Below are 20,190 nucleotides of genomic sequence, written 5' to 3' on the forward strand. Positions count from 1 at the left end.
TCCCGGACGCGCTCCAGCTCCGGGGGCCGGCAGCGGCCGTCATGGTGGGGCCTCCTCCGGCCGCCATCCCCAGGCCGTGATCATTCCCGGCGACAGCGCAGCGCATTCGGGTGAGTCGAGATACCGGACCGCCGCGTCGACCGCCGCGTCGTCCACCAGCCCGGTGGCCAGGATCGCCTCCCTCGCCCGGTCCCATGTCCCGGCCCAGAAGCGGCTGATGGGGCTTCCGGGGGCCAGGGGTGGCACCTGGATCTCGGCGGCGACGGACACAAGCCCCGTGGCGCGCAGCAGATTTGGGTAGTCGGGGACCCAGGAGACGTCGGTGCCGATGGTGTCCCGCAGCCCCTGCCACATGGCCTGCATGACCCGGGTGTACGGCGTCGTGGGCGCAGTCGCGGTGGTCAGGTCGATGGCGTCGCTGAGGACGAGCACCCCGCCGGGAACCAGAAGTTCGGCCAGGCCGGCGATCAGGCGCTGCCGCGAGGGCAGATGCATCAGGACGAATCGGGCGTGTACCAGCTGGAATCGGCCGGGATCGAACCCGGGGGCGCTGATGTCGGCCTCCAGGACACCGAGCCCCGGGAAGGGGCGGGCGGTGAGGAAGCGTACGTCGCGGTCGACGGCGAGCACGGTGGCGACACCCGCCTCGCGCAGCAGCCGCCGGGCGATGGTGCCGGTGCCGGCTCCTACGTCGAGGCAGTTCCAGCCCGGCCCGACCTCCAGGTTCCGCAGGCGGGCCATGGTCATGTCGTCGTACGCGAGAGCGCCGAGGTCGATGCGGTCGTCCTCGCCGGCCTGGTCGGGCCGGAACACTGCCTCCCCGTAACGGCCTGCTGTGGACAACCCCGGCGGCTGTTCGCCGGGCCGCGCGCGTGCGCACATGCGTCGGTCACCGCCTCTTTGCCTCGGAGGGCTTCGCGCGAGCGGCCTGATGCCCCTGGGGTGACGGCCACCGCCCGCCGCGGGCACTCCTCCATTATGGCCGGGGTGCTCCGTGCCTTCCTGGCGTAACTGCGGGCGGGCATGGTCCTGACCCCCGGACCCTTGACGGCGAGGCCTGCGAAGAGGGCGAGATGCGGCCGGGTCCGTCGGCCGCCGACGGGTCATGGCGGCGACCCCGGTCCTTCAGTCCGGGTTCACCGCCGGGTTCCGGAACCAGGCAATCCTGCCCGGGACGGCCCTGGGGCCCCGGCCCGGTGCTGTCCACGACGAAGGAGAACTCCCCGCATGTACCGCCCCGTGCCCGAATGGGCCGACCCCCAGGTTCCCGCAGAGACGCTCGACGCCCAGGGGCTCAGCCGCCGCGGTCTGATACGCCGCGCGGGCCTGTTCGGTGCGGCTTTCGCCGCCGCGTCGCTTGCGTCGCCCGCCCGCGCCGCGACCCCGGCCGCCGAGGGGAACGGTCGCGCCCCCGACCTGGTCTATCTGGTCGGCGACCACCACAACCACTCCGTGTACAGCCATGACGCCAAGTACACGTTCTCCCAACTTGCCGCCGCCGGGCAGAAGTTCGGTCTGGACTGGATGGTCTTCACCGAGCACAGCAACATCGGCCACGTCGACTTCGGTGCCGCGCTGGAGCACCAGGAGATCCTCAGGGCACGCGCCGACAACAAGCGCATGCTGATCTTCCAGGGGCTGGAGTGGTACATCCCGGGCGCCGAACACTGCACCGTCTTCTCCCCGCCCGGACGGCACGAGGTCGAGCTCCTCACGAGGTTCGAGAAGGCATTCGACGGGAAGCTGCTCGGCTACACCGCCGGCGCCCCGGACCACCCCGACACCCCGCGGAACGAGGCGCACGCGGTGAAGGCCCTCAGGTGGCTGGCCGAGCAGCGCCGTACCGGATACGTCGACGACGTACTCGTCCTCGCCAACCATCCGATGCGTCTGGGGATCGACTCCCCGCACGAGATGCGCGGCTGGCGTGACGCCGCACCCGGCATCATGATCGGCATGGAGGGCGCCCCGGGCGCCCAGGCCGGCGCGATCCCGGGCTGGCACCCGGACACCAACATCCGCGGCGAGTACACCAATGCGCCGTCCGCCGACTCCTGGCCCGGCTATCCGCGCGAGGCGTACGTCACGTACGGCGGCTTCGACTGGGCGACCGCGACGGTCGGCGGCCTCTGGGACGCGATGCTGGCCGAGGGCAAGCTCTTCACGATCACCTCGAACTCCGACGTCCACCGGGTCGCCCAGGACACCTGGGTCAACGGTGCCTGGCCGCCCGGCGAGAACTTCGACAGCACCGGGCATGTTCCCGACCCGTACGACACCACGGAGCCGCAGCCCGGCGGCGACTTCTGGCCGGGTCAGTTCAGTCGTACGCATGTCGGCGTCACCCGGTACGGCTACCGCCATGTGATGGAGGGTCTGCGGGCCGGCCGGGTCTGGGTCGACCACGGGCACCTTCTCGACGGCATCGACGTCAAGGTGCGCGGCGAGCACGGCAACAGCGCGACGCTCGGCGGCCGGTTGCGCGCCCGGCGCGGCGAGCGGCTCACGCTGACCGTCACGGTGACGGCAGCGTCCCGCCGCAACCCGTACGGGGTGCTCCCGCAGCTGGAGCACGTCGACGTGATCCGCGGCGCGGTCAGGGGCCCGGCCGCCGACCGCGACGACTGGCACGCTCCGGACACCCGGGTCGCCCACACCGTTGACGTTTCAGGACGCCGCGGCACGTACACCCTGAACATCCCGGTCGGACGCGCGGACGAACCGTTCTACCTGCGGCTGCGCGGCAGTGACGGCAAGCGCCACGGGACGGGGTTCCTCGGCGCGTCGGTCGACCCGCACGGTCCGCTGCCGCACGAGCCGGGGCAGGGAAACCCGTGGCTCGACACGTGGTTCTACACCAACCCGGTGTTCGTGGAGATCGTCCGCTGACCACGCAGCCGCCTCCCGCGCGACGCCCGGACGTCGCGCGGGAGGCGGCCCTTCGACCGCTCAGGCGCCCAGTGCCGCCGAGACCACGGCCTTGGCCTCGTCCTGCACCTGGTCGAGGTGATCGGACCCGAGGAACGACTCCGCGTAGATCTTGTAGACGTCCTCGGTGCCCGAGGGGCGGGCGGCGAACCAGGCGTTCTCCGTGGTCACCTTGATGCCGCCGATCGGTGCGCCGTTGCCGGGAGCCGAGGTGAGCACTGCCGTGACGGGTTCGCCGGCCAGCGTGTCGGCCGTGACCTGCTCCGGCGAGAGCTTGGCGAGTACCGCCTTCTGCTCACGGTTCGCTGGGGCATCGATGCGGGCGTACGCGGGCTCGCCGAAGCGGGCGGTGAGCCCGGCATAGTGCTCGGACGGCGACTTCCCGGTCACCGCGAGGATCTCCGAGGCGAGCAGCGCCAGAATGATGCCGTCCTTGTCGGTCGTCCACACCGATCCGTCACGGCGCAGGAACGACGCGCCGGCGGACTCCTCGCCGCCGAATCCGAGCGACCCGTCGACCAGACCGTCCACGAACCACTTGAAGCCCACCGGCACTTCGACCAGCGGCCGTCCAAGATCGGCGGCGACCCGGTCGATCATCCCCGACGACACCAGGGTCTTGCCGACGCCCGCCGAGTCCGGCCACTGATTACGGTGCGCGTACAGGTAGTTGATGGCGACGGCCAGATAGTGGTTCGGGTTCATCAGCCCGCCGTCCGGGGTCACGATGCCGTGCCGGTCCGCATCGGCGTCGTTCCCCGTCGCGATCCGATAGCGGTCCCGTTGACCGATCAGCGACGCCATCGCGTACGGCGAGGAACAGTCCATCCGGATCCTGCCGTCCCAGTCCAGCGTCATGAAACGCCAGGTGGGGTCGGTCAGCGGATTGACGACGGTCAGATCGAGCCGGTGCTGCTCTGCGATACGTCCCCAGTACGCGACCGACGCGCCGCCCAGCGGGTCCGCGCCGATCCGCACCCCGGCCGCGCGGATCGCGTCGAGGTCGAGCACGGACGGCAGGTCCGCGACATAGGTGCCGAGGAAGTCGTACGTGGAGGTGGTGGGCGCCGCCAGCGCGCGGACGTACGGCAGCTTCCGTACGTCCTTCATGCCGGCCGCGATGATCTCGTTGGCCCGCTCCTGGATCCAGCCGGTCGCCTCGGACCCGGCCGGGCCGCCGTTCGGTGGGTTGTACTTGAATCCGCCGTCGCCCGGCGGATTGTGCGACGGAGTGACCACCACGCCGTCGGCAAGACCCGAGGTACGGCCCCGGTTGTGGGTGAGGATGGCGTGCGACACCGCCGGGGTGGGGGTGTAGCCGTCGGCGGAGTCGATCAGCACAGTCACGTCATTGGCGGCGAACACCTCGATCGCAGTGACCCGTGCGGGCTCGGACAGCGCATGGGTGTCGGATCCGAGGAACAGCGGGCCGTCCGTGCCCTGCTGCGCCCGGTACTCGCTGATGGCCTGACTGGTCGCGGCGATGTGGTCCTCGTTGAACGCCGTGGCCGTCGACGTCCCGCGGTGACCCGAGGTGCCGAACGCCACCCGCTGGTCCGGCTCGGCCGGATCGGGATGCAACGTGTAATACGCCGTCACCAGCCGGGCCACATCGGTCAGGTCCTCCGGACGTGCCTGCTGTCCGGCTCGTTCGTGCGGCATCTGCCCACTCCTCCGTATCGGTCGGTCGTTGCGATCTGCCCGCCGGATCAGTTTCCCCGGTGGCCGACCTGGACCGGTGGGTGCCCCGCCGTACGCACCGCCACGGCGGCGGCGTACCCGGCGGGGACCAGCACGTCGGTGACGGTCCAGCCCGGGGGACCGGGCTCCGGCACGGGCCCGGTGCCCAGATGGTCCAGCGAGAGCTCGCGTGCGAGCCCGATCCCTTCGCCCTTCAGATACGCCTCTTTGCGGGTCCACGCCCGGGCGAAGGCGGCGGGCCTGTCCTCCGCGCGGAGTTCCGCCAGCTCCCGTACCTCCGCCGGATGCAGCATCGCCCCGACGTCCGCGGCGGCCCTGCTGTTCGGTACGACCTCCACGTCCACCCCGACCGGCGCGGCGGCGAACGCCAGCAGCGACAGGTCCCGGCTGTGCGACAGGGAGAAATGCACCCCGCCGTCGGTCGCCGGACGGCCGTGCGGACCGCCGCAGGACGGGCACGGCTCACGGACCAGCCGCACCTCGCGCGGTTCGACACCCAGCCGGGCCCCGAGCAGTATCCGCAGCGCCACATGGGCCGCGACATAGCAGCGCCGGTCGGCCGGAGCGACGAATCTCCCGGCACGCCGCTGCTCCCCGGCGTCGAGAATTCCGGGCGCGAGCCGCTCGGCCGGATCACCGTGCCGCACCGCGTCCACGATCCACAGAGCAGGTATTCCGGCAGGCCAGGAGGGCAGCATGCCCCGGGCGCCGTCCGCCGGGTCGAACTCGATGGGCTGATGCACCGGTCGGATCATCTCCAATCACTGGCGAACGCCGTGAGGGAGCGTCATCGGCGCGGGGAGCAGCGTCAATTCTATGGAGACCCCGACAGGACCCGGCATAGATTCGTCCACGATGTGAGCAGCTCATCGTGCCGGGGAGGCGCGACGAGCGCTGTTGCGACAGGGAGAAACAAGATGGCACCCAACCATTCCGCGCCGGCCGACCCCGTACTGCTGCGGAGGGCCACCGCCGAGGACGCGGCCCCCCTCACCGAAGTCTTTCTCGCGTCCCGCGCCCGGTCCATGCCGTATCTCCCGAAGGTCCACAGCGATGAGGACACACTCGCCTGGATGACGCACGTCGTCCTGCCCGAAGCAGAGGTCTGGGTTGCCGAGGCGGTGAGCGGTGAGGTGCTGGGCTTCGCCTCCCTCGACGGCACCGAGCTCGAACACCTCTACCTGCGGCCCGACGTACGGCGCCGCGGCATCGGCTCGCTGCTCCTGGCGAAGGCCCGCGAGATCTCCCCGGCGGAGCTCACCCTGCATGTCTTCCAGCGCAACACCGAGGCCCGGGCCTTCTACGAGCGGCATCGGTTCGCCGCCGTCGACTTCAACGACGGCAGCCGCAACGAGGAGAAGGAACCCGACGTCATGTACCGGTGGGTCGCGCAGGGCTGACCGACCGGCACAGCGGCCACGTACCGCATGCACCGGCTCGTACGGGTGTGGACGCGACCTGTTGCGCTGTCCGGATGATCACGCTCAAGGCGGCAGCGGGTCCCGGACGAAGGACAGGTGTCCGCTCTTGTTCGCGCTCGATCCAGGCATTCCAGGAGTCATGCATGCGTTTGCGTACACGATGGGCGTCGGTCGCCCTGCTGCTGCTCGTACCGCTGATCAGCAGTGCTTACGCCGTCGCCGCCGTTCCGGGTGACGGCGGCGTCGTGGTGGAACGTTCCGCGCGGGCCGTTCCGGGGCAGTACATCGTCACCCTCCAGCCCGAGTACTCGGCGACCTCCGCCATGGAGCAGCTCGGCGTGAAGCCTCTCTTCACGTACAACAGTGTGCTGCGCGGGTTCGCCGCCGTGCTCAGCCCCGCTCAGCTGGCCACGGTCCGTTCGTCACCCGATGTGGCGGCGGTCGAGGAGAACTCCGTGGTCACCGTGAGCGAGCCGCCCGCCGCGTCCGCCGCCGTGCCGTCGCGCTCCGCGGTCACGGCGGCGAGTTGGGGACTGGACCGGATCGACCAGCGGAAGCTTCCGCTCGACCACGCGTACAAGGTGACGGCCACCGGCAGGGGCGTCACGGCGTATGTCGTCGACACCGGAATCGACACCCGGAACAGTGAGTTCGGGGGACGCGCCGTCGTCGGATTCGATGCCGTCGCCGATGGTCACGCCGGGCAGGACTGCCATGGCCACGGAACGCATGTGGCGGGCACGATCGGCGGTGCCACCTATGGAGTCGCCCGATCGGTGTCCCTTGTCGCCGTGCGCGTTCTCAACTGCAAGGGGAGTGGGACCGCGGCCGGGATCCTGGCCGGATTCGACTGGGTGGCCGGGCATGCCAAGCAGCCCGCGGTCCTGAACGCCTCCCTCGGCGGCCCCGGGTCCGCGGCGGTCGACAACGCCGTCAACGCCATTGCGGCCCGGGGGACCGTGCCCGTCGTCGCGGCGGGGAACAGTTCGTTGGACGCCTGCACCATCTCCCCGGCCCGCGCGGAACACGTGGTCACGGTCGCGGCCAGCGACGGTCAGGACCGGCAGACCAGCTTCAGCAACTACGGCCGCTGCGTGTCGATGTACGCCCCCGGCTCTGCGATCGTCTCGGCCAAGCTCGGCGGTGGTTCCGTGGCCATGAGCGGAACCTCGATGGCCAGCCCCCATGTTGCCGGGGTCGCCGCTCTCTACAAGCAGTGGAAGCCGGCCGCCACGCCGAACGACCTCACTCGCTGGCTCGTCGACCAGTCGACCAAGAACGTCCTGTCGTCCGTGGGCGCGGGTTCGCCGAACCGGCTCCTCTACACAGCGGGGCTCTGATCGCGATCCACTGAAGCCGTTCGACCGGCGGGGTCCGCATCCGCGGGCCCCGCTTGCTGCTGTGCGGTGCACAGTCCTTTCGCTCTTCCGCACATCCATTGCGCCATGTGCGACGCCATCTGTCGATCTGCGTGGCGCGCCCCGGCGCCGGGCGTGCGGTGAGTCTGCCGGGTACGGCGGCTGCAGGCGCCTCCCCTGAGGGCGAGGGGCGCCCGTTCGGTGGACAGGGCGGCGCTTCGGGCTGTGCACAGCCGTCGACGCGCACGCCACATGCGTACTGCTGTCAATCATTTACGAAAACTGCGCGAGATATTGCGCTGTCATGGGGGTGGTGGTTGAGTGTGCCGCGCCCCGGCAGAGAGCCGGCCGCGGGCCTTCCGTGCTCCTGCCCGAAGGGGACCAACGATGAGAAGTGCTGGGTTCCGCCGTCATCGCCGTACACGCCGCACCTCCGCGGCCGCCCTCGTCACCGCCCTCACCCTGACCGCCCTCGCCTCCTGCGGTACGAGCAGCAGCGGCAACAACAACGGCGGTGGTTCCGGAGGCGGTTCGTCCGACCCGTCGGCCCCCCTGGACCCGAAGACGAAGGTGACGCTCTCGATCGACTGCATGCCACCGGCCGCGAAAGCGGCGGAGCTGCGGGAGTGGAACGAGGACATCAAGACGTTCAACAAGAAGTACCCGAACGTCACGATCCACGGAAAGTCCACCCCCGGGCAGTGCCTGGAGCCGCCGCGCTTCACCGCCATGCTCAAGGCGAAGTCGCAGCCCGACGTCTTCTACGCGTACTTCACCGACCTGGAACAGGTGCTGGACAACGACGGGGCGGCGGACATCTCCGCCTACGTCAACGACAGGACGGTCCCCGCACTCAAGGACATCCAGCCGCAGGTGCTCGACGTGGCACGCAAGGACGGCAAGCTGTACGCCCTGCCGACCAGCAACTACACCATGGGCCTGATGATCAACCGGAAGCTGTTCACGCAGGCCGGTCTCGACCCGGACAAGCCGCCGGCCACCTGGGACGAGGTCAGGGCGGCCGCCAAGGAGATCGCCGCACTCGGCAAGGGCATCGCCGGCTACGGCGAGTACAGCGCGGGCAACACCGGCGGCTGGCACTTCACCGCCACCCAGTACGCCCTCGGCGGCGACGTGGTCGACTCCACCGGCAAGAAGGCCGCCTTCAACGACGCCACCGGCAAGCAGGTCCTGCAACAGCTGCACGACATGCGCTGGGAGGACAACAGCATGGGCCGGACCCAGCTTCTGAAGTGGGGGGACCTGCAGAAGCAGATAGCCAGCGACAAGCTCGGCATGTTCCTCGCCGCACCCGACGACATCACGTACATGGTCCAGCAACTCGGCGCCAGGTACGAGAACTTCGGCATGGGTCCGATCCCCGGCGCCCAGGGCACCCTCTTCGGCGGCAACAACTACATGATCAAGAAGGGAAGTTCACCGGACCGGATCAAGGCCGCCGTCGCCTGGCTCAACTTCAAGAACCTCACGCAGGGCAAGGGCCAGTTCGACTGGGCCCGCACCAAGGCCGACCAGCTGCCCGTCGGACTGCCGCAGCCGAACTTCTTCCTCGGCGCCACCAAGGCGAAGGACGACGCGGAGCGCGTCGCCAACGCCACCATGCCGGTCGAGAACTTCAAGGCCTTCATGGACAACCCGGTCACCGGTAAGGCCGAGCCGCCGAAGGCCCAGGAGATCTACAAGATCCTCGACAACGCCATGTCCGGTGTCCTGACCAACAAGAACGCGGACATCGACAAGCTCCTCTCGGACGCCGCGAAGCAGGTCGATCAGGTGCTGGCGAACCAGTGACGGGCGCGCGGGCCGGGTCGTGCGGATCCGGCCCCGCATCCCGGCCCCGTCCATCCGCGGCTGAAGAACACCGGCACCGAGGAGAAACCATGTCGGCCCCCACTCTGTCCACCGGCAAGGCAACCAGGCCACGCCACGGACAACCACGCACGGCCCGCCCGGACTCCGCCCGTGAGGAGTTCGTACGAGCCCTGCGCCGCAACCTCTCCGCGCACGGCTTCCTGATCGGAGCGGTGCTCTGCTTCTCGTTCTTCTCCTGGTACCCGATGGTCCGGGAGTTCATCCTGGCCTTCCAGAAGAACGAGAACGGCAGGACCACCTGGGCCGGCTGGTCCAATCTCAGCCGTGTGGTCAATGACCCGGCCTTCTGGCAGGCCTGGCGCAACACCCTGCTCTTCACCGGGCTCGCCCTGCTCCTCGGATTCGCCGTCCCCTTCGTCGTCGCCGTCGTACTCAACGAATTCCGGCACGGCCAGGGCTATCTGCGGCTGCTCGTCTACCTGCCGGTCATGCTGCCGCCTGTCGCCTCCGTACTCCTCTTCAAGTACTTCTACGACCCCGGCTACGGACTCTTCAACCGCATCCTGGAGGTCTTCCACCTGCCCGCCCAGCAGTGGCTCCAGTCCACCGACACCGCGATGCTCTCCGTCGTCATCGCAGCCACCTGGATGAACATGGGCGGCGCCACCCTGATCTACCTCGCCGCACTCCAGTCGATCCCCGGAGAACTGTACGAAGCGGCCGAACTCGACGGTGCCGGACTGCTGCGCAAGGTCTGGCACGTCACCGTCCCGCAGACCCGGCTCATCCTCTCGTTGCTCCTGCTGATGCAGATCATCGCGACGATGCAGGTCTTCACGGAACCGTTCCTGCTGACCAACGGCGCCGGCCCCGAAGGTTCCACCACGACCGTCGTCTACCTCATCTACCAGTACGCCTTCAACTTCAACAACTACGGCAGTGCGGCCGCGCTCGGACTCGTCCTGCTCGTCGTCCTCGCGGGCTTCTCCGCCGTGTACGTACGACTCAGCCGCACCAGCGAAGACTAGGCGGGGACCGACCATGGCATCGAACACCTTTGTCTCCCGGCGGCGCGCCCCCGCACGGCGCACGGCCGAACGTCGCGCCGCCGCACCGGAACGCCAACGGACCCTGATCTCACCGGCCCAGCTCGCCCGGCCTCGCGGCAGAGCCGTGTACTGGACCGTCTTCGCCCTGGTGACCGTCCTGTTCACGGTGGCCTTCCTCGGGCCGCTGTACTGGATGGTCACCGGTGGCCTCAAGACCACTCAGGAAGCCGTCCAGAGCCCGCCCACGCTCTTCCCCACCTCCGTCCACACGGAGAACTACTCCCGTGCATGGACCGTGATGGACCTGTCCCGGCTCCTCTTCAACACCCTCTACTACGCGTTCGGCGCGCTCGCCTGCCAGTTGCTCTTCGACGTCACCGCCGCCTACTCGCTCTCCCGACTGCGGCCCGTGTTCGGCAAGGCCATCCTGGGCATGATGCTGGCCACGCTGATGATCCCCGCCACCGTCCTCGTCGTACCGCAGTACCTCACGGTCCTCGACATGCCGATCGTGCAGCGCAACCTGATCGACTCGCCCTGGGTGATCTGGCTGCCGTCCGTCACCAATGCCTTCAACATCTTCCTGCTGAAGCGGTTCTTCGACTCGATCCCGCGCGAACTCCTGGACGCGGCAGCCATCGACGGGGCATCCCCGCTGCGCACCCTGCGCTCCGTGGTCCTGCCCATCTCCCGGCCGATCCTCGGTGTCGTCTCCATCTTCGCCGTCGTCGGCGTCTGGAAGGACTTCCTCTGGCCGATGCTCACCCTGCCCGACCCGGGCGGACAGACCCTCAATGTGGGCATCTACTCCCTGGCCAACGGGGTTCCCGAGAACGTCCTGATCGCCGCGCTCACCATCGCGTCCGTCCCGACGCTGATCGTCTTCCTGGTCTTCCAGCGCAACATCATGAGCGGACTCACTGCCGGCGGCCTCAAGGGCTGACCCTCCCGTCCCCCGCTACCGGCACCTCCCCAGCACTCCGCCGCCGGCTCTCCCGTCCAGCGCCCCGCTGTCCGTGGCCGACGGCGGAGTCCCACCTGCCCGAAAGGAACGCAACGTGGCAGCCAACCGCCCGTCCGAGACCACCGCGAACTGGTGGCGCGACGCCGCCATCTACCAGATCTACGTACGCAGCTTCGCCGACGGCGACGGTGACGGCACCGGTGATCTCGCGGGGGTACGGGCCAAGCTGCCCTACCTCGTCGAACTGGGCGTGGACGCCCTCTGGTTCACCCCCTGGTACCTCTCGCCGCTCGCCGACGGCGGATACGACGTGGCCGACTACCGCACCATCGACCCCGCCTTCGGCACCCTCGCCGAAGCCGAGAAACTGATCGCCGAAGCCCGCGCGCTCGACATCCGCACGATCATCGACATCGTCCCCAACCACGTGTCCGACCAGCACGCCTGGTTCACCGCGGCACTGGCAGCGGGACCCGGCAGCCCCGAGCGCGACCTCTTCCACTTCCGGCCCGGCCGCGGCCCGGACGGCGCCGTCCCGCCCAACGACTGGGTCTCCGAATTCGGCGGCACCCCCTGGACCCGGCTCCCGGACGGCGAGTGGTACCTCCATCTGTTCGCCACCCAGCAGCCCGACCTGAACTGGGCGCACCCCACGGTCCGTCAGGAGCACGAGGACGTGCTCCGCTTCTGGTTCGAGCGCGGTGTCTCGGGCGTACGGATCGACTCGGCGGCCCTGCCCGCCAAGGATCCCGCCCTGCCCGACTTCACCGAGGGCCGCGACCCGCATCCGTACATCGACCGGGACGAACTGCACGACATCTACCGCTCCTGGCGCGCCATCGCCGACGAGTACGGGGCCATCTTCGTCGGTGAGGTGTGGCTCCCCGACGCCGAACGCTTCGCCCGCTATCTGCGCCCCGACGAGCTGCACACCGCCTTCAACTTCAACTTCCTGGCCTGCCCCTGGGACGCCGGGCTGCTGCGCTCCGCGATCGACGACACGCTCGCCGAGCACGCTCTTGTCGGCGCCCCCGCCACCTGGGTCCTGTGCAACCACGACGTGACCCGGACCGTCACCCGGTACGGACGCCAGGACACCGGTTTCGACTTCGCGGCGAAGACCTTCGGCACCCTCACGGACCTGGCACTCGGCACCCGCCGGGCTCGCGCCGCGGCGCTGCTCTCGCTGGCCCTGCCCGGCGCCGCCTACCTCTACCAGGGGGAGGAGCTCGGCCTTCCGGAAGCGGACATCCCGCGGGACCGGATCCAGGACCCGATGCACTTCCGCTCCGGCGGGACCGACCCCGGACGCGACGGCTGCCGGGTGCCGCTGCCCTGGTCGGCGCAGGCACCGTACGCCGGGTTCGGATCCGCCGTGGAACCGTGGCTGCCGCAGCCGGCCGGCTGGTCCTCCTACGCCGCCGACGCCCAGGATGCCGACCCCGACTCAATGCTCAGCCTCTACCGGGAGGCGCTGCGGCTCCGCCGGACCGAACCCGGCTTCGGGAGCCCGGGGACAGCGGGGGAGCGGCTGACGTGGCTGCCGACCGCGCCGGGGGTGCTCGCCTTCACCCGTACGGACCGGCTCGTCTGCGTCGTGAACCTCACCGGGGAGGCGGTCGAACTGCCCGGCCACACCGAAGTCCTGCTCACCAGCGGTCCGCTGGCCGACGGAGGAAGGCTCCCGCAGGACACCGCGGCCTGGCTGCGGGGCTGACGGCGACGCGGGCGGATCGCGCCGGTTCCGGGGCTGCGGCACAGTGGTCGTATGGATGATCTCAACGCCCTCGCCGACGAGCATCTGGCCGCCGCGCGTACGTCCCCGCACGGCCGCAGCGCCCATCTGCTGCTGCGGCAGGAGCCCCTGCGGCAGACGGTCATCGCGCTCACCGCGGGCTCGGCCCTCGACGAGCACAACGCGCCGCCCGCCGCCTCGCTCCAGGTCCTGCGGGGGGCCGTCCGCCTCACCGCAGCCTCCGGCGACGTGGAAGTGACCGCCGGAGGGCTGCAGCCCATCCCGCACGAGCGGCACGGACTGCTGGCGCTGCAGGACGCGGTGGTGCTGCTGACCGCGGTCAACGACTGACCTCACCGCACCCGGACCCGTACCCGTACCCGCTCCAGCACCCAGAGCACGAAGCTGCCCGTGGCCAGCGAACCGCCCAGGACGCAGATGCCGGTCCAGCCCGCGCGCGACCAGACCACCGAGGCGAGCGCGGCTCCCGCGGCCCCGCCCAGGAAGAAGAGGGTCATGAACCCGGAGTTGATCCGGTTGCGGGCCTCCGGGCGGAGCGCGTAGATCACGTTCTGACTGCTGTTGAGCGCCGCCTGCTGGGCCACGTTCAGCGAGACCACGCCGAGCGCGAGCCACAGCAGCGAGGACTCGCCGGCGAGAAGCAGCAGCCAGGAGAGGGCGAGCAGGGCGGCCGAAGCCCCGGAGACCGCCTGGACACGGCCGCGGTCGCTCAGCCGGGCCGCGAAGTTCATGCCCACCACACCGATGACGCCCACCAGTCCGAAGAGCCCGATCGCGGCCGCGTTCCAGTTGTAGGGCGCCCGGGTCAGCAGGAAGGTCAGCGCGGTCAGCTGCACGCTGTACGAGGCCATGGAGAGGGCGGCAACGGCGGACCGCCAACGCAACAGGGGCTCCGTGCGCAGCAGGGAGAGGGTGGAGCGCAACAACCCGGCGTAACCCATCGGGGCGGTGTCGTCCGAACGGGGCAGCCGGGGCAGACGGCGGTGCAGGAGCACCGCCATGGCCGCCATGAGCAGGGCGTTCACCCAGTACGCAGTCCGCCACCCGCCGAGCTCCGACAGGGCGCCGGAGGCCAGGCGCCCGACCAGGCCACCCAGCAGGACGCCCGACATGACGAGGCCGACGACCCTGCCGCGTTCGGCCGGAGCCGCGAGAGTTGCCGCGAACGGCACCACGACCTGGGCGCCGACAGAGGTGAGCGCCGTGAGCGCCGTCCCGGCGATCAGCAGGGGGCCGGTGGGGGCACCGGCGGTCAGCAGCAGGAAGAGCGCGGTGAGCGCGAACAGGCCCACCGCCAGCTTTCGGCGCTCCATGACGTCGCCGAGCGGAACCAGCAGGATCAGGCCCAGCGCGTAGCCGCCCTGGGCGGCGGTCACGATCAGCCCCGCCGCCGTGACACCGATGTGCAGATTCGCCTCGATCACGTCGAGGAGCGGCTGCGCGAAGTAGTTGCCCGCGGCCGAGAGTCCGGCCGCGACGGCCATCAGGAGAACGAGCCCGCGGCCGAGGACGGGCGACGCCCCGGGCGGGATCGGCAGAGCCGCGGTGCGCCGTAGCGCCTGTGTGGAGTGAGCCATGCCCCTCAGCCTCGGGGACCGGACATCCATGAGTCCAACACATGTTTTTCATTCGATCGATCGTCATTCACGATAGATGTATGGAGCTTCAGCAGATGCGGTACGTGGTGGCGGTGGCGGAGCTGGAAAACTTCACGCGCGCCGCGAAGAAATGCCTGGTCGTGCAGTCGGCCCTGAGTCATCAGATCGCCCGTCTGGAGAAGGAGCTCGGCGCCCGGCTGTTCGATCGCACGAGCCGCCAGGTCCGCCTCACCGCCGCCGGTGAGGCGTTCCTGCCCGCGGCCCGGCAGGCGCTGGACGCGGCCGAGCGGGCCCGCGCCGAGGTGACGGCAGCGGCGGGGGAAATCAGCGGGCGTCTTGGGATCGGGGCGATCCCGACGCTCTCCACGGTCGACATCCCGGCCGCACTGCGGGAGTTCCATCTCCGCCACCCGAAGGTCCGTATCGACCTGAGGGAAGGGGCGAGCAAGGACCTTGTCCAGGAAGTGCAGGACGGGACGCTCGACGTGGCGTTCCTCGGTGTACTGCCGAGCTACCGGCCGAAGGGGGTGCGCGACCGAGAACTGGGTCGCGGGGAACTCGCCGCCGTGGTGGCGCCCGGCCACCCGCTGGCCGATGAATCCCAGGTGGACCTGGAGCGGCTGGCGCGGGAGACGTTCGTCGACTACCCCGCCGGCACCGCGGCCCGCGCCCAGTCGGAGGAGGCCTTCGAGGCGTCCGGACTCACCCGTGAAGTGGCGTTCGAGGTCAGCGGAACCGACTTCATCGTCCGGTTGGTGCGCAGCGGACTGGTCGTCGCTCTGCTGCCCGCCGCGTTCGCGGCGGAGCTGACGGATCTCACCGTCCTTCCGGTGCGCAATGCGCCCGCACGGACGGAACGGCTGGTGTGGAGCCGTTTCCGCCCCACACCGGCGGCTGCCGCATTCCTGGCGGGCCTGGGCATCGGGGGCGACGAGCTCTCTCCCCAAACCCTCTGACTTCACTCCTGACGGAAGAAATGTCCGGGCACGCGATGAGTTTCACCTGCCCGACCCGTCCTACCTGTGTCCGGTAACTCCGGCTACGAACAAAGGAAACATCAATGAGCCAGAGCACCCCTCCGCCGCAGGAGTACGCCTACACGCTGACTCGTGAGCTGGACGCCTCAGCCGCCCGGGCCTTCGAAGCCTGGACCACACCGGCGCAGTACGAGCAGTGGGCCGGCGCCGCACCGGGGACGGTGAAGATGGACGCGCGGCCGGGCGGGACGTGGAGGGCGGTGATGGTCACCCCCGACGGGCAGCAGTTCCCCCTCACCGGCTCCTACCTCGACGTGGTGCCCGGCAGGCGCCTGGTCATCGGCATGGACGTGCCCGGCAAGTCCGCACCCGCCACCATGAGCCTGTTCCTCGACGAGAACGACGGGGCAGGGACCACGCGCATCACGCTGACCCAGAGTTGTGACAGCGCCCACGAACGCGACCTGGCAGAACAGGGCAGCACGATGCTCCTGGACTCTCTCGGCTCCTACCTCACCAAGAGCTGACCCGCCGCGTCACGCAGTAGCGCCGCACCTGTCGGCCGGCGGACGCATGCGGGCCCGTTCAGTCCGCCGGCAGAGCCCGGCGCCGACGGCGAAGGAACTCCTGTTCGGCGGCGTTCTGCGTACGGGCGACCGCCGCGTCGTACGCCGTCGCCGCCTCGGCGGCACGGCCCAGGCGTCGCAGCAGGTCCGCCCGTACGGCGTGGAACACGTGGTAGCGGTCGAGTGCGAGCTGCTCCACGAGCGCGAGCGCCGCGTCCGGTCCCTCGACCTCGGCCACCGCGACGGCACGGTTGAGCGCCACCACCAGCGTCGGCGCCTGCACCAGCAGTTGGTCGTACAGCCGCAGGATCTGCCCCCAGTCGGTGGCGGCCGCGGTCGGCGCATCGCTGTGCACCGCGTTGATCGCGGCCTGGATCTGGTACGGGCCGGGACGGTCGCGACGCAGACACTGCCGTACGAGCGCCTGACCCTCGGCGATCAGCTCGTGGTCCCACCGGCTTCGGTCCTGCTCGGCGAGGGGCAGCAGCGCACCGTCCGGGCCGGTACGGGCGGTGCGGCGCGACTCGCTGAGCAGCATCAGCGCGAGCAGTCCTCGCACCTCCGGTTCGTCCGGCATCAGATCGGCCAGGAGCCGCCCGAGGCGGATGGCCTCCGCACAGAGGTCCTCGCGCACCAACCGGTCGCCGGAGCTCGCCGTATGCCCTTCGTTGAAGATCAGGTACACGACGGCGAGCACGGACCGGACCCGGTCCGGAAGATCGGCATCGGCCGGTACCCGGTAGGGAATCCGGGCATCACGGATCTTCCCCTTGGCGCGCACCAGCCGCTGCGCCATGGTCGGTTCGGGCACCAGGAACGCATGCGCGAGCTCCGCCGTGCTCAGCCCGCCCAGCAGTCGCAGCGTCAGCGCGACCTGCGCACCGGTGGAGAGCGCGGGGTGGCAGCAGGTGAAGATCAGCCGCAGCCGGTCGTCGTGCACGGGACCCTCCTCAGCCGGTTCGCTCCCGGCGTCCAGGGACTGCGCCAGTGCCGCCCGGGCCTGGCGGTCGGCGCGGGAGGCCTCCCGGCGCAGGCGGTCGATCGCCCGGTTCCGCGCCGTGGTGATGATCCAGCCGGCCGGTGCGGGCGGCAGCCCGGCCGAGGGCCACCGGTCCAACGCGGTGACGAACGCCTCCTGGACCGCCTCCTCCGCGATGTCGATGTCGCCGAAGGCACGCACGAGTACGGCCACCGAGCGGCCGTACTCCTCGCGGAAGAGACGCTCGACGTCCGCGGTGAGTACGGCCGGCGCGCCGGTGGGACGGCGCGGCTCGGCGGCGCCGGGGTGCCGGGAGGCGCCGGACATCAGCCCTCCACTTCACCCTCGAACGGCCGGACCTCGATGGGCAGGGTGATCGCCCGCGCGGCTTTGCGGCCCCAGTCGAGGGCCGCATCCAGATCGGGCGCCTTGATGATGCACAGCCCGCCGAGGTACTCCTTGCCTTCGGCGTACGGGCCGTCGGTGAGCAGTGTGTCACCGTCCTTCGCCTGCACCACGGTGGCCGTGCTCGGGGCGTTCAGCCCTCCGGCGAACACCCAGGCTCCAGCCTCCCGGAGCTCCTCGTGGAAGACCTCCACGTTCCGCATGATCCCTTCCAGCACCTCGGGGGCGGGCATCTCGCCCCCGGTCGGCGTGATCACGCTGAGCAGGTAGTGCTTCATGGTGTTCCTCCTGGGGTGCGACGTCGGCACCGTGCCGGCGTCTCACCCTCTATACGAACGGCTGCTGCCCGGATCGACACGCAACACGGTCGGGCTCCGAAGAATTTTCTGCCGGAGCTCCGCGTGATTCCGGTGGTCCCCGCGTGTTCTGCGGGTTTCCGCACACGGGGACTTGTGGGAGCGCTCCCAGGGTCGGCAGGATGAGGTGATGACCCAGCTTCCCGGCCCACGGGCCTACCACCCCGACGACCACGCGGCCCTTTCCGACATCTGCGTCCGGACGGCCGACAACGGTGGCGACTCCCGACATCTGTATCCGGATCCGGAACTGATGCCCTCGATCTTCGCCACGCCCTACGCGTACCTCGAACCCGATCTGGCCTTCGTGATCGACGACGGTACGGGCCGGGCGGTCGGCTACATCCTGGGGACCGCCGACACTGCGCAGTTCGTGACGGCGTTCCGGAAGCAGTGGCTGCCCCTGGTCGAGGAGCGCTTCCCGGAACCGGACGGCCCGCCGCGTACCCCCAGCGGGGAGATGATCGCCCTCCTGCACAATCCGGAACGGATGATCGTCCCCGAAATGGCGGCCCACCCCGCCCACTTGCACATCGACCTGCTTCCCGCATGGCAGCGGAAGGGGTACGGCAGAGCGCTGATGCGCACGTTCCTGACCGCCCTGCGAGCCAAGGGGGTCGGGGCCGTGCACCTGTCCATGCTCACGGCGAACACTCCGGCCAGGGCCTTCTACGACCGCCTGGGATTCGCCGAGATCGACGTTCCCGATCCCGGACCGGTCACGTATCTGGGCCGGAGCACCACGCCGGACCTGTGAGCTCCTCCAAGGGCTTTCCTTCCGGATCGTGCCAGGCCCGATCCGGAAGACGGTCCCAAGGGGGTGTCCGCGGAGTCTGTGAAACAACCGCCCGCGCCAGCAGGAACCGCTCTGCAGGGAGCAGCTTGTGGTGGCCCGGAGCCGGCACGAACGCCCCAGGCGGTCACTTCCCCTATCTGTTGCTGGAGGTGTCGCACAGCGCGCGGTCGACAAGGTCACTGGCGGCCTTGTGTTGCCGGAGCGTTTCATCGAGGTCGTTGAAGCTGGTGGACATGGAGACGGTGACGGTGCGGCTGCCGTCGTCGGTGGCGCCGTTCAGGGTGATGTAGCCGGCTTCGCCTCCTTCGTGGCTCCAGTAGCTGCCGCCGCAGGTCAAGGGGCGGTTGACCAAGCCCAGGCCGTAGCGTCCGCCGGGCCAGAATGCCTCGATCCGCTTGTCGACCGGGACGGTGTCCTGCATCTCGGCCATGTGCGCCTCGGAGAGCAGCTTGCCGCCCAGCAGTCCCTGGAAGAAACGGTTGACGTCCGCCGTGGTGGAGACATAGCCGCCGAGGTCGGGGACGATCTGTTCGGTGACGTCGGTCCGTTCGCCGGAGGTGAAGACCTGGTAGCCGTCGGCGTGCGGGCGACGAAGGGGGGACGTGGTGCCCGGCAGATAGGTGTGGTTCATGCCGAGTGGTTTCAGGATCCGGCTCTCGACCTCCTCCTGCCATGGGCGGCCGGCGGCCTTTTCGACGATCATGCCGAGGACGACGTAGCCGGTGTTGGAATAGCTCCAGCCGGTGCCGGGCTGGAAGTCCGGGTGGTGCTTCATCGCCTGGGCGACGATCTGTTCGGGGGTGTAGGTGTCGTAGCGGTGCTGGTAGTACTCCTGCGGGGTGTCGAAGCCGGGAAGGTCGTCGTGGAGGCCGCTGGTGTTCTGCAGGAGCTGGCGCACGGTGACCTTCCGTCCGTCGTTGCCGTTGCCGTCGATCACACCGGGCAGCCAGCGGTCCACCCTGTCGTCCAGCGACAGCTTGCCCTCGTCGACCAACTGCAGGATCACAGTGGCCATGAGTGCCTTGCCGGTGCTGGCAATCCGGAAGTAGCCGTCGCGGGGCACCGGGCGGTTCGTGCCCGCCACGGCGACGCCGGTGGTGGCGACCAGATCCCGGCCGGAGGCGGTGGTCACCCGCGCCTGGACGCCGGTGATCCCCAGTGCCTGGATGCCCTCGGTGTCCAGGCGCAGGTCGTCTTGCCGGTAGCCGGACGCGGACGTCGCGGCCGCGCCGTCCGAGGGCTGGACAGCTATGGCCACACCCGCTGTGCCGAGTGCGGCCGCCGCGACGGCCAGCCACCCTCGGCCGATCCGGCGGTGACGCTGCTGGGACGGACGGTGCTGCGGCGCGGAGGCCGGAGTTGTGGATCTCATGAATGCCACGCTAGGTAAGCGTCGAGTTGCGTGTCGCTACCGCAGGCGGCCGGTTGAAACCTACAGGTGGCTGTAGTGCCGCAGGGGCGCCCGGCACGTACAGTGGCGCGTCTGAGGGCCCCTCCCGGTCC

At 69.9% G+C, this 20,190-nt stretch carries 18 protein-coding genes; 11 read left to right on the top strand and 7 right to left on the bottom strand.

Features of this window, described 5'->3' with window-relative positions:
* Positions 1–39 precede the first annotated feature (39 nt).
* Positions 40–882, bottom strand: coding sequence for a trans-aconitate 2-methyltransferase (locus OG972_RS37375; protein WP_266989109.1), 843 nt, complete (start codon positions 880–882; stop codon positions 40–42).
* Positions 883–1,227: 345 nt separating this feature from the next.
* On the opposite strand from OG972_RS37375, the gene OG972_RS37380 reads away from it, so the two are divergent.
* On the top strand, positions 1,228–2,889 hold the full coding sequence (locus OG972_RS37380) for a PHP domain-containing protein (RefSeq protein ID WP_266989111.1): 1,662 nt from the start codon (positions 1,228–1,230) through the stop codon (positions 2,887–2,889).
* A gap of 60 nt (positions 2,890–2,949) precedes the next feature.
* Here the strand turns inward: OG972_RS37380 and pgm are convergent, their stop codons facing one another.
* Together pgm and OG972_RS37390 are read right to left on the bottom strand one after the other, a co-directional pair.
* Positions 2,950–4,590, bottom strand: coding sequence for a phosphoglucomutase (alpha-D-glucose-1,6-bisphosphate-dependent) (pgm, locus tag OG972_RS37385; protein WP_266989113.1), 1,641 nt, complete (start codon positions 4,588–4,590; stop codon positions 2,950–2,952).
* 47 nt (positions 4,591–4,637) lie between these two features.
* A complete protein-coding gene (locus tag OG972_RS37390) occupies positions 4,638–5,372 on the bottom strand; it encodes a 4'-phosphopantetheinyl transferase superfamily protein (RefSeq protein ID WP_266989115.1) in 735 nt (244 codons plus the stop codon).
* 174 nt (positions 5,373–5,546) lie between these two features.
* On the opposite strand from OG972_RS37390, the gene OG972_RS37395 reads away from it, so the two are divergent.
* From OG972_RS37395 to OG972_RS37425, 7 genes are all read left to right on the top strand, one after another.
* Positions 5,547–6,029 carry a GNAT family N-acetyltransferase gene (locus tag OG972_RS37395; RefSeq protein ID WP_266989117.1) on the top strand — a complete coding sequence of 161 codons (483 nt, stop codon included), beginning with the start codon at positions 5,547–5,549 and terminating at the stop codon, positions 6,027–6,029.
* A 164-nt stretch (positions 6,030–6,193) separates the two neighbouring features.
* Positions 6,194–7,390: a S8 family peptidase gene (locus OG972_RS37400; RefSeq protein WP_266989119.1), complete on the top strand. Its 1,197-nt coding sequence runs from the start codon at positions 6,194–6,196 to the stop codon at positions 7,388–7,390.
* Between the two features lie 405 nt (positions 7,391–7,795).
* A complete protein-coding gene (locus OG972_RS37405) occupies positions 7,796–9,220 on the top strand; it encodes an extracellular solute-binding protein (protein WP_266989121.1) in 1,425 nt (474 codons plus the stop codon).
* Between the two features lie 89 nt (positions 9,221–9,309).
* Positions 9,310–10,269, top strand: a complete 960-nt coding sequence (locus OG972_RS37410; RefSeq protein WP_266989123.1) for a carbohydrate ABC transporter permease — start codon at positions 9,310–9,312, stop codon at positions 10,267–10,269.
* Between the two features lie 13 nt (positions 10,270–10,282).
* On the top strand, positions 10,283–11,233 hold the full coding sequence (locus tag OG972_RS37415; protein WP_266989125.1) for a carbohydrate ABC transporter permease: 951 nt from the start codon (positions 10,283–10,285) through the stop codon (positions 11,231–11,233).
* 115 nt (positions 11,234–11,348) lie between these two features.
* A complete protein-coding gene (locus OG972_RS37420; RefSeq protein ID WP_266989127.1) occupies positions 11,349–12,971 on the top strand; it encodes a glycoside hydrolase family 13 protein in 1,623 nt (540 codons plus the stop codon).
* A gap of 51 nt (positions 12,972–13,022) precedes the next feature.
* A complete protein-coding gene (locus OG972_RS37425) occupies positions 13,023–13,340 on the top strand; it encodes a cupin (RefSeq protein ID WP_266989129.1) in 318 nt (105 codons plus the stop codon).
* A 2-nt stretch (positions 13,341–13,342) separates the two neighbouring features.
* On the opposite strand, the gene OG972_RS37430 is transcribed toward OG972_RS37425, so the two are convergent.
* Positions 13,343–14,587 carry an MFS transporter gene (locus tag OG972_RS37430; RefSeq protein ID WP_266989131.1) on the bottom strand — a complete coding sequence of 415 codons (1,245 nt, stop codon included), beginning with the start codon at positions 14,585–14,587 and terminating at the stop codon, positions 13,343–13,345.
* Positions 14,588–14,667: 80 nt separating this feature from the next.
* On the opposite strand from OG972_RS37430, the gene OG972_RS37435 reads away from it, so the two are divergent.
* Both OG972_RS37435 and OG972_RS37440 read left to right on the top strand, forming a co-directional pair.
* Positions 14,668–15,564, top strand: coding sequence for a LysR family transcriptional regulator (locus OG972_RS37435; protein ID WP_266989133.1), 897 nt, complete (start codon positions 14,668–14,670; stop codon positions 15,562–15,564).
* 104 nt (positions 15,565–15,668) lie between these two features.
* Positions 15,669–16,112 carry an SRPBCC domain-containing protein gene (locus OG972_RS37440; RefSeq protein ID WP_266989134.1) on the top strand — a complete coding sequence of 148 codons (444 nt, stop codon included), beginning with the start codon at positions 15,669–15,671 and terminating at the stop codon, positions 16,110–16,112.
* Between the two features lie 58 nt (positions 16,113–16,170).
* Here the strand turns inward: OG972_RS37440 and OG972_RS37445 are convergent, their stop codons facing one another.
* Both OG972_RS37445 and OG972_RS37450 read right to left on the bottom strand, forming a co-directional pair.
* Positions 16,171–17,457 (bottom strand): RNA polymerase sigma factor, encoded by a 1,287-nt coding sequence (locus OG972_RS37445; protein ID WP_266989136.1) that lies wholly within the window; start codon positions 17,455–17,457, stop codon positions 16,171–16,173.
* Positions 17,457–17,813, bottom strand: a complete 357-nt coding sequence (locus OG972_RS37450) for a YciI family protein (protein WP_266989138.1) — start codon at positions 17,811–17,813, stop codon at positions 17,457–17,459. Before OG972_RS37450 ends, OG972_RS37445 begins: the two co-directional genes overlap by 1 nt.
* 208 nt (positions 17,814–18,021) lie before the next feature.
* Between OG972_RS37450 and OG972_RS37455 the strand changes: the two genes are divergently transcribed.
* On the top strand, positions 18,022–18,648 hold the full coding sequence (locus tag OG972_RS37455; RefSeq protein WP_266989140.1) for an N-acetyltransferase: 627 nt from the start codon (positions 18,022–18,024) through the stop codon (positions 18,646–18,648).
* Positions 18,649–18,820: 172 nt separating this feature from the next.
* Here the strand turns inward: OG972_RS37455 and OG972_RS37460 are convergent, their stop codons facing one another.
* On the bottom strand, positions 18,821–20,059 hold the full coding sequence (locus OG972_RS37460) for a serine hydrolase (protein WP_266989142.1): 1,239 nt from the start codon (positions 20,057–20,059) through the stop codon (positions 18,821–18,823).
* Positions 20,060–20,190 lie beyond the last annotated feature (131 nt).

Source organism: Streptomyces sp. NBC_01669, assembly GCF_026339735.1.
Taxonomy (GTDB): Bacteria; Actinomycetota; Actinomycetes; order Streptomycetales; family Streptomycetaceae; genus Streptomyces; species Streptomyces yanii.

Bases quoted from the DNA above. Each gene is read 5' to 3' on its own strand.
- OG972_RS37440 (WP_266989134.1), top strand. From the start codon at position 15,669: ATGAGCCAGAGCACCCCTCCGCCGCAGGAGTACGCCTACACGCTGACT.
- OG972_RS37395 (WP_266989117.1), top strand. From the start codon at position 5,547: ATGGCACCCAACCATTCCGCGCCGGCCGACCCCGTACTGCTGCGGAGG.
- OG972_RS37400 (WP_266989119.1), top strand. From the start codon at position 6,194: ATGCGTTTGCGTACACGATGGGCGTCGGTCGCCCTGCTGCTGCTCGTA.
- OG972_RS37425 (WP_266989129.1), top strand. From the start codon at position 13,023: ATGGATGATCTCAACGCCCTCGCCGACGAGCATCTGGCCGCCGCGCGT.
- OG972_RS37410 (WP_266989123.1), top strand. From the start codon at position 9,310: ATGTCGGCCCCCACTCTGTCCACCGGCAAGGCAACCAGGCCACGCCAC.
- OG972_RS37455 (WP_266989140.1), top strand. From the start codon at position 18,022: ATGACCCAGCTTCCCGGCCCACGGGCCTACCACCCCGACGACCACGCG.
- OG972_RS37380 (WP_266989111.1), top strand. From the start codon at position 1,228: ATGTACCGCCCCGTGCCCGAATGGGCCGACCCCCAGGTTCCCGCAGAG.
- OG972_RS37445 (WP_266989136.1), bottom strand. From the start codon at position 17,457: ATGTCCGGCGCCTCCCGGCACCCCGGCGCCGCCGAGCCGCGCCGTCCC.
- OG972_RS37405 (WP_266989121.1), top strand. From the start codon at position 7,796: ATGAGAAGTGCTGGGTTCCGCCGTCATCGCCGTACACGCCGCACCTCC.
- OG972_RS37460 (WP_266989142.1), bottom strand. From the start codon at position 20,059: ATGAGATCCACAACTCCGGCCTCCGCGCCGCAGCACCGTCCGTCCCAG.
- OG972_RS37375 (WP_266989109.1), bottom strand. From the start codon at position 882: ATGTGCGCACGCGCGCGGCCCGGCGAACAGCCGCCGGGGTTGTCCACA.
- pgm (WP_266989113.1), bottom strand. From the start codon at position 4,590: ATGCCGCACGAACGAGCCGGACAGCAGGCACGTCCGGAGGACCTGACC.
- OG972_RS37435 (WP_266989133.1), top strand. From the start codon at position 14,668: ATGGAGCTTCAGCAGATGCGGTACGTGGTGGCGGTGGCGGAGCTGGAA.
- OG972_RS37450 (WP_266989138.1), bottom strand. From the start codon at position 17,813: ATGAAGCACTACCTGCTCAGCGTGATCACGCCGACCGGGGGCGAGATG.
- OG972_RS37415 (WP_266989125.1), top strand. From the start codon at position 10,283: ATGGCATCGAACACCTTTGTCTCCCGGCGGCGCGCCCCCGCACGGCGC.
- OG972_RS37430 (WP_266989131.1), bottom strand. From the start codon at position 14,587: ATGGCTCACTCCACACAGGCGCTACGGCGCACCGCGGCTCTGCCGATC.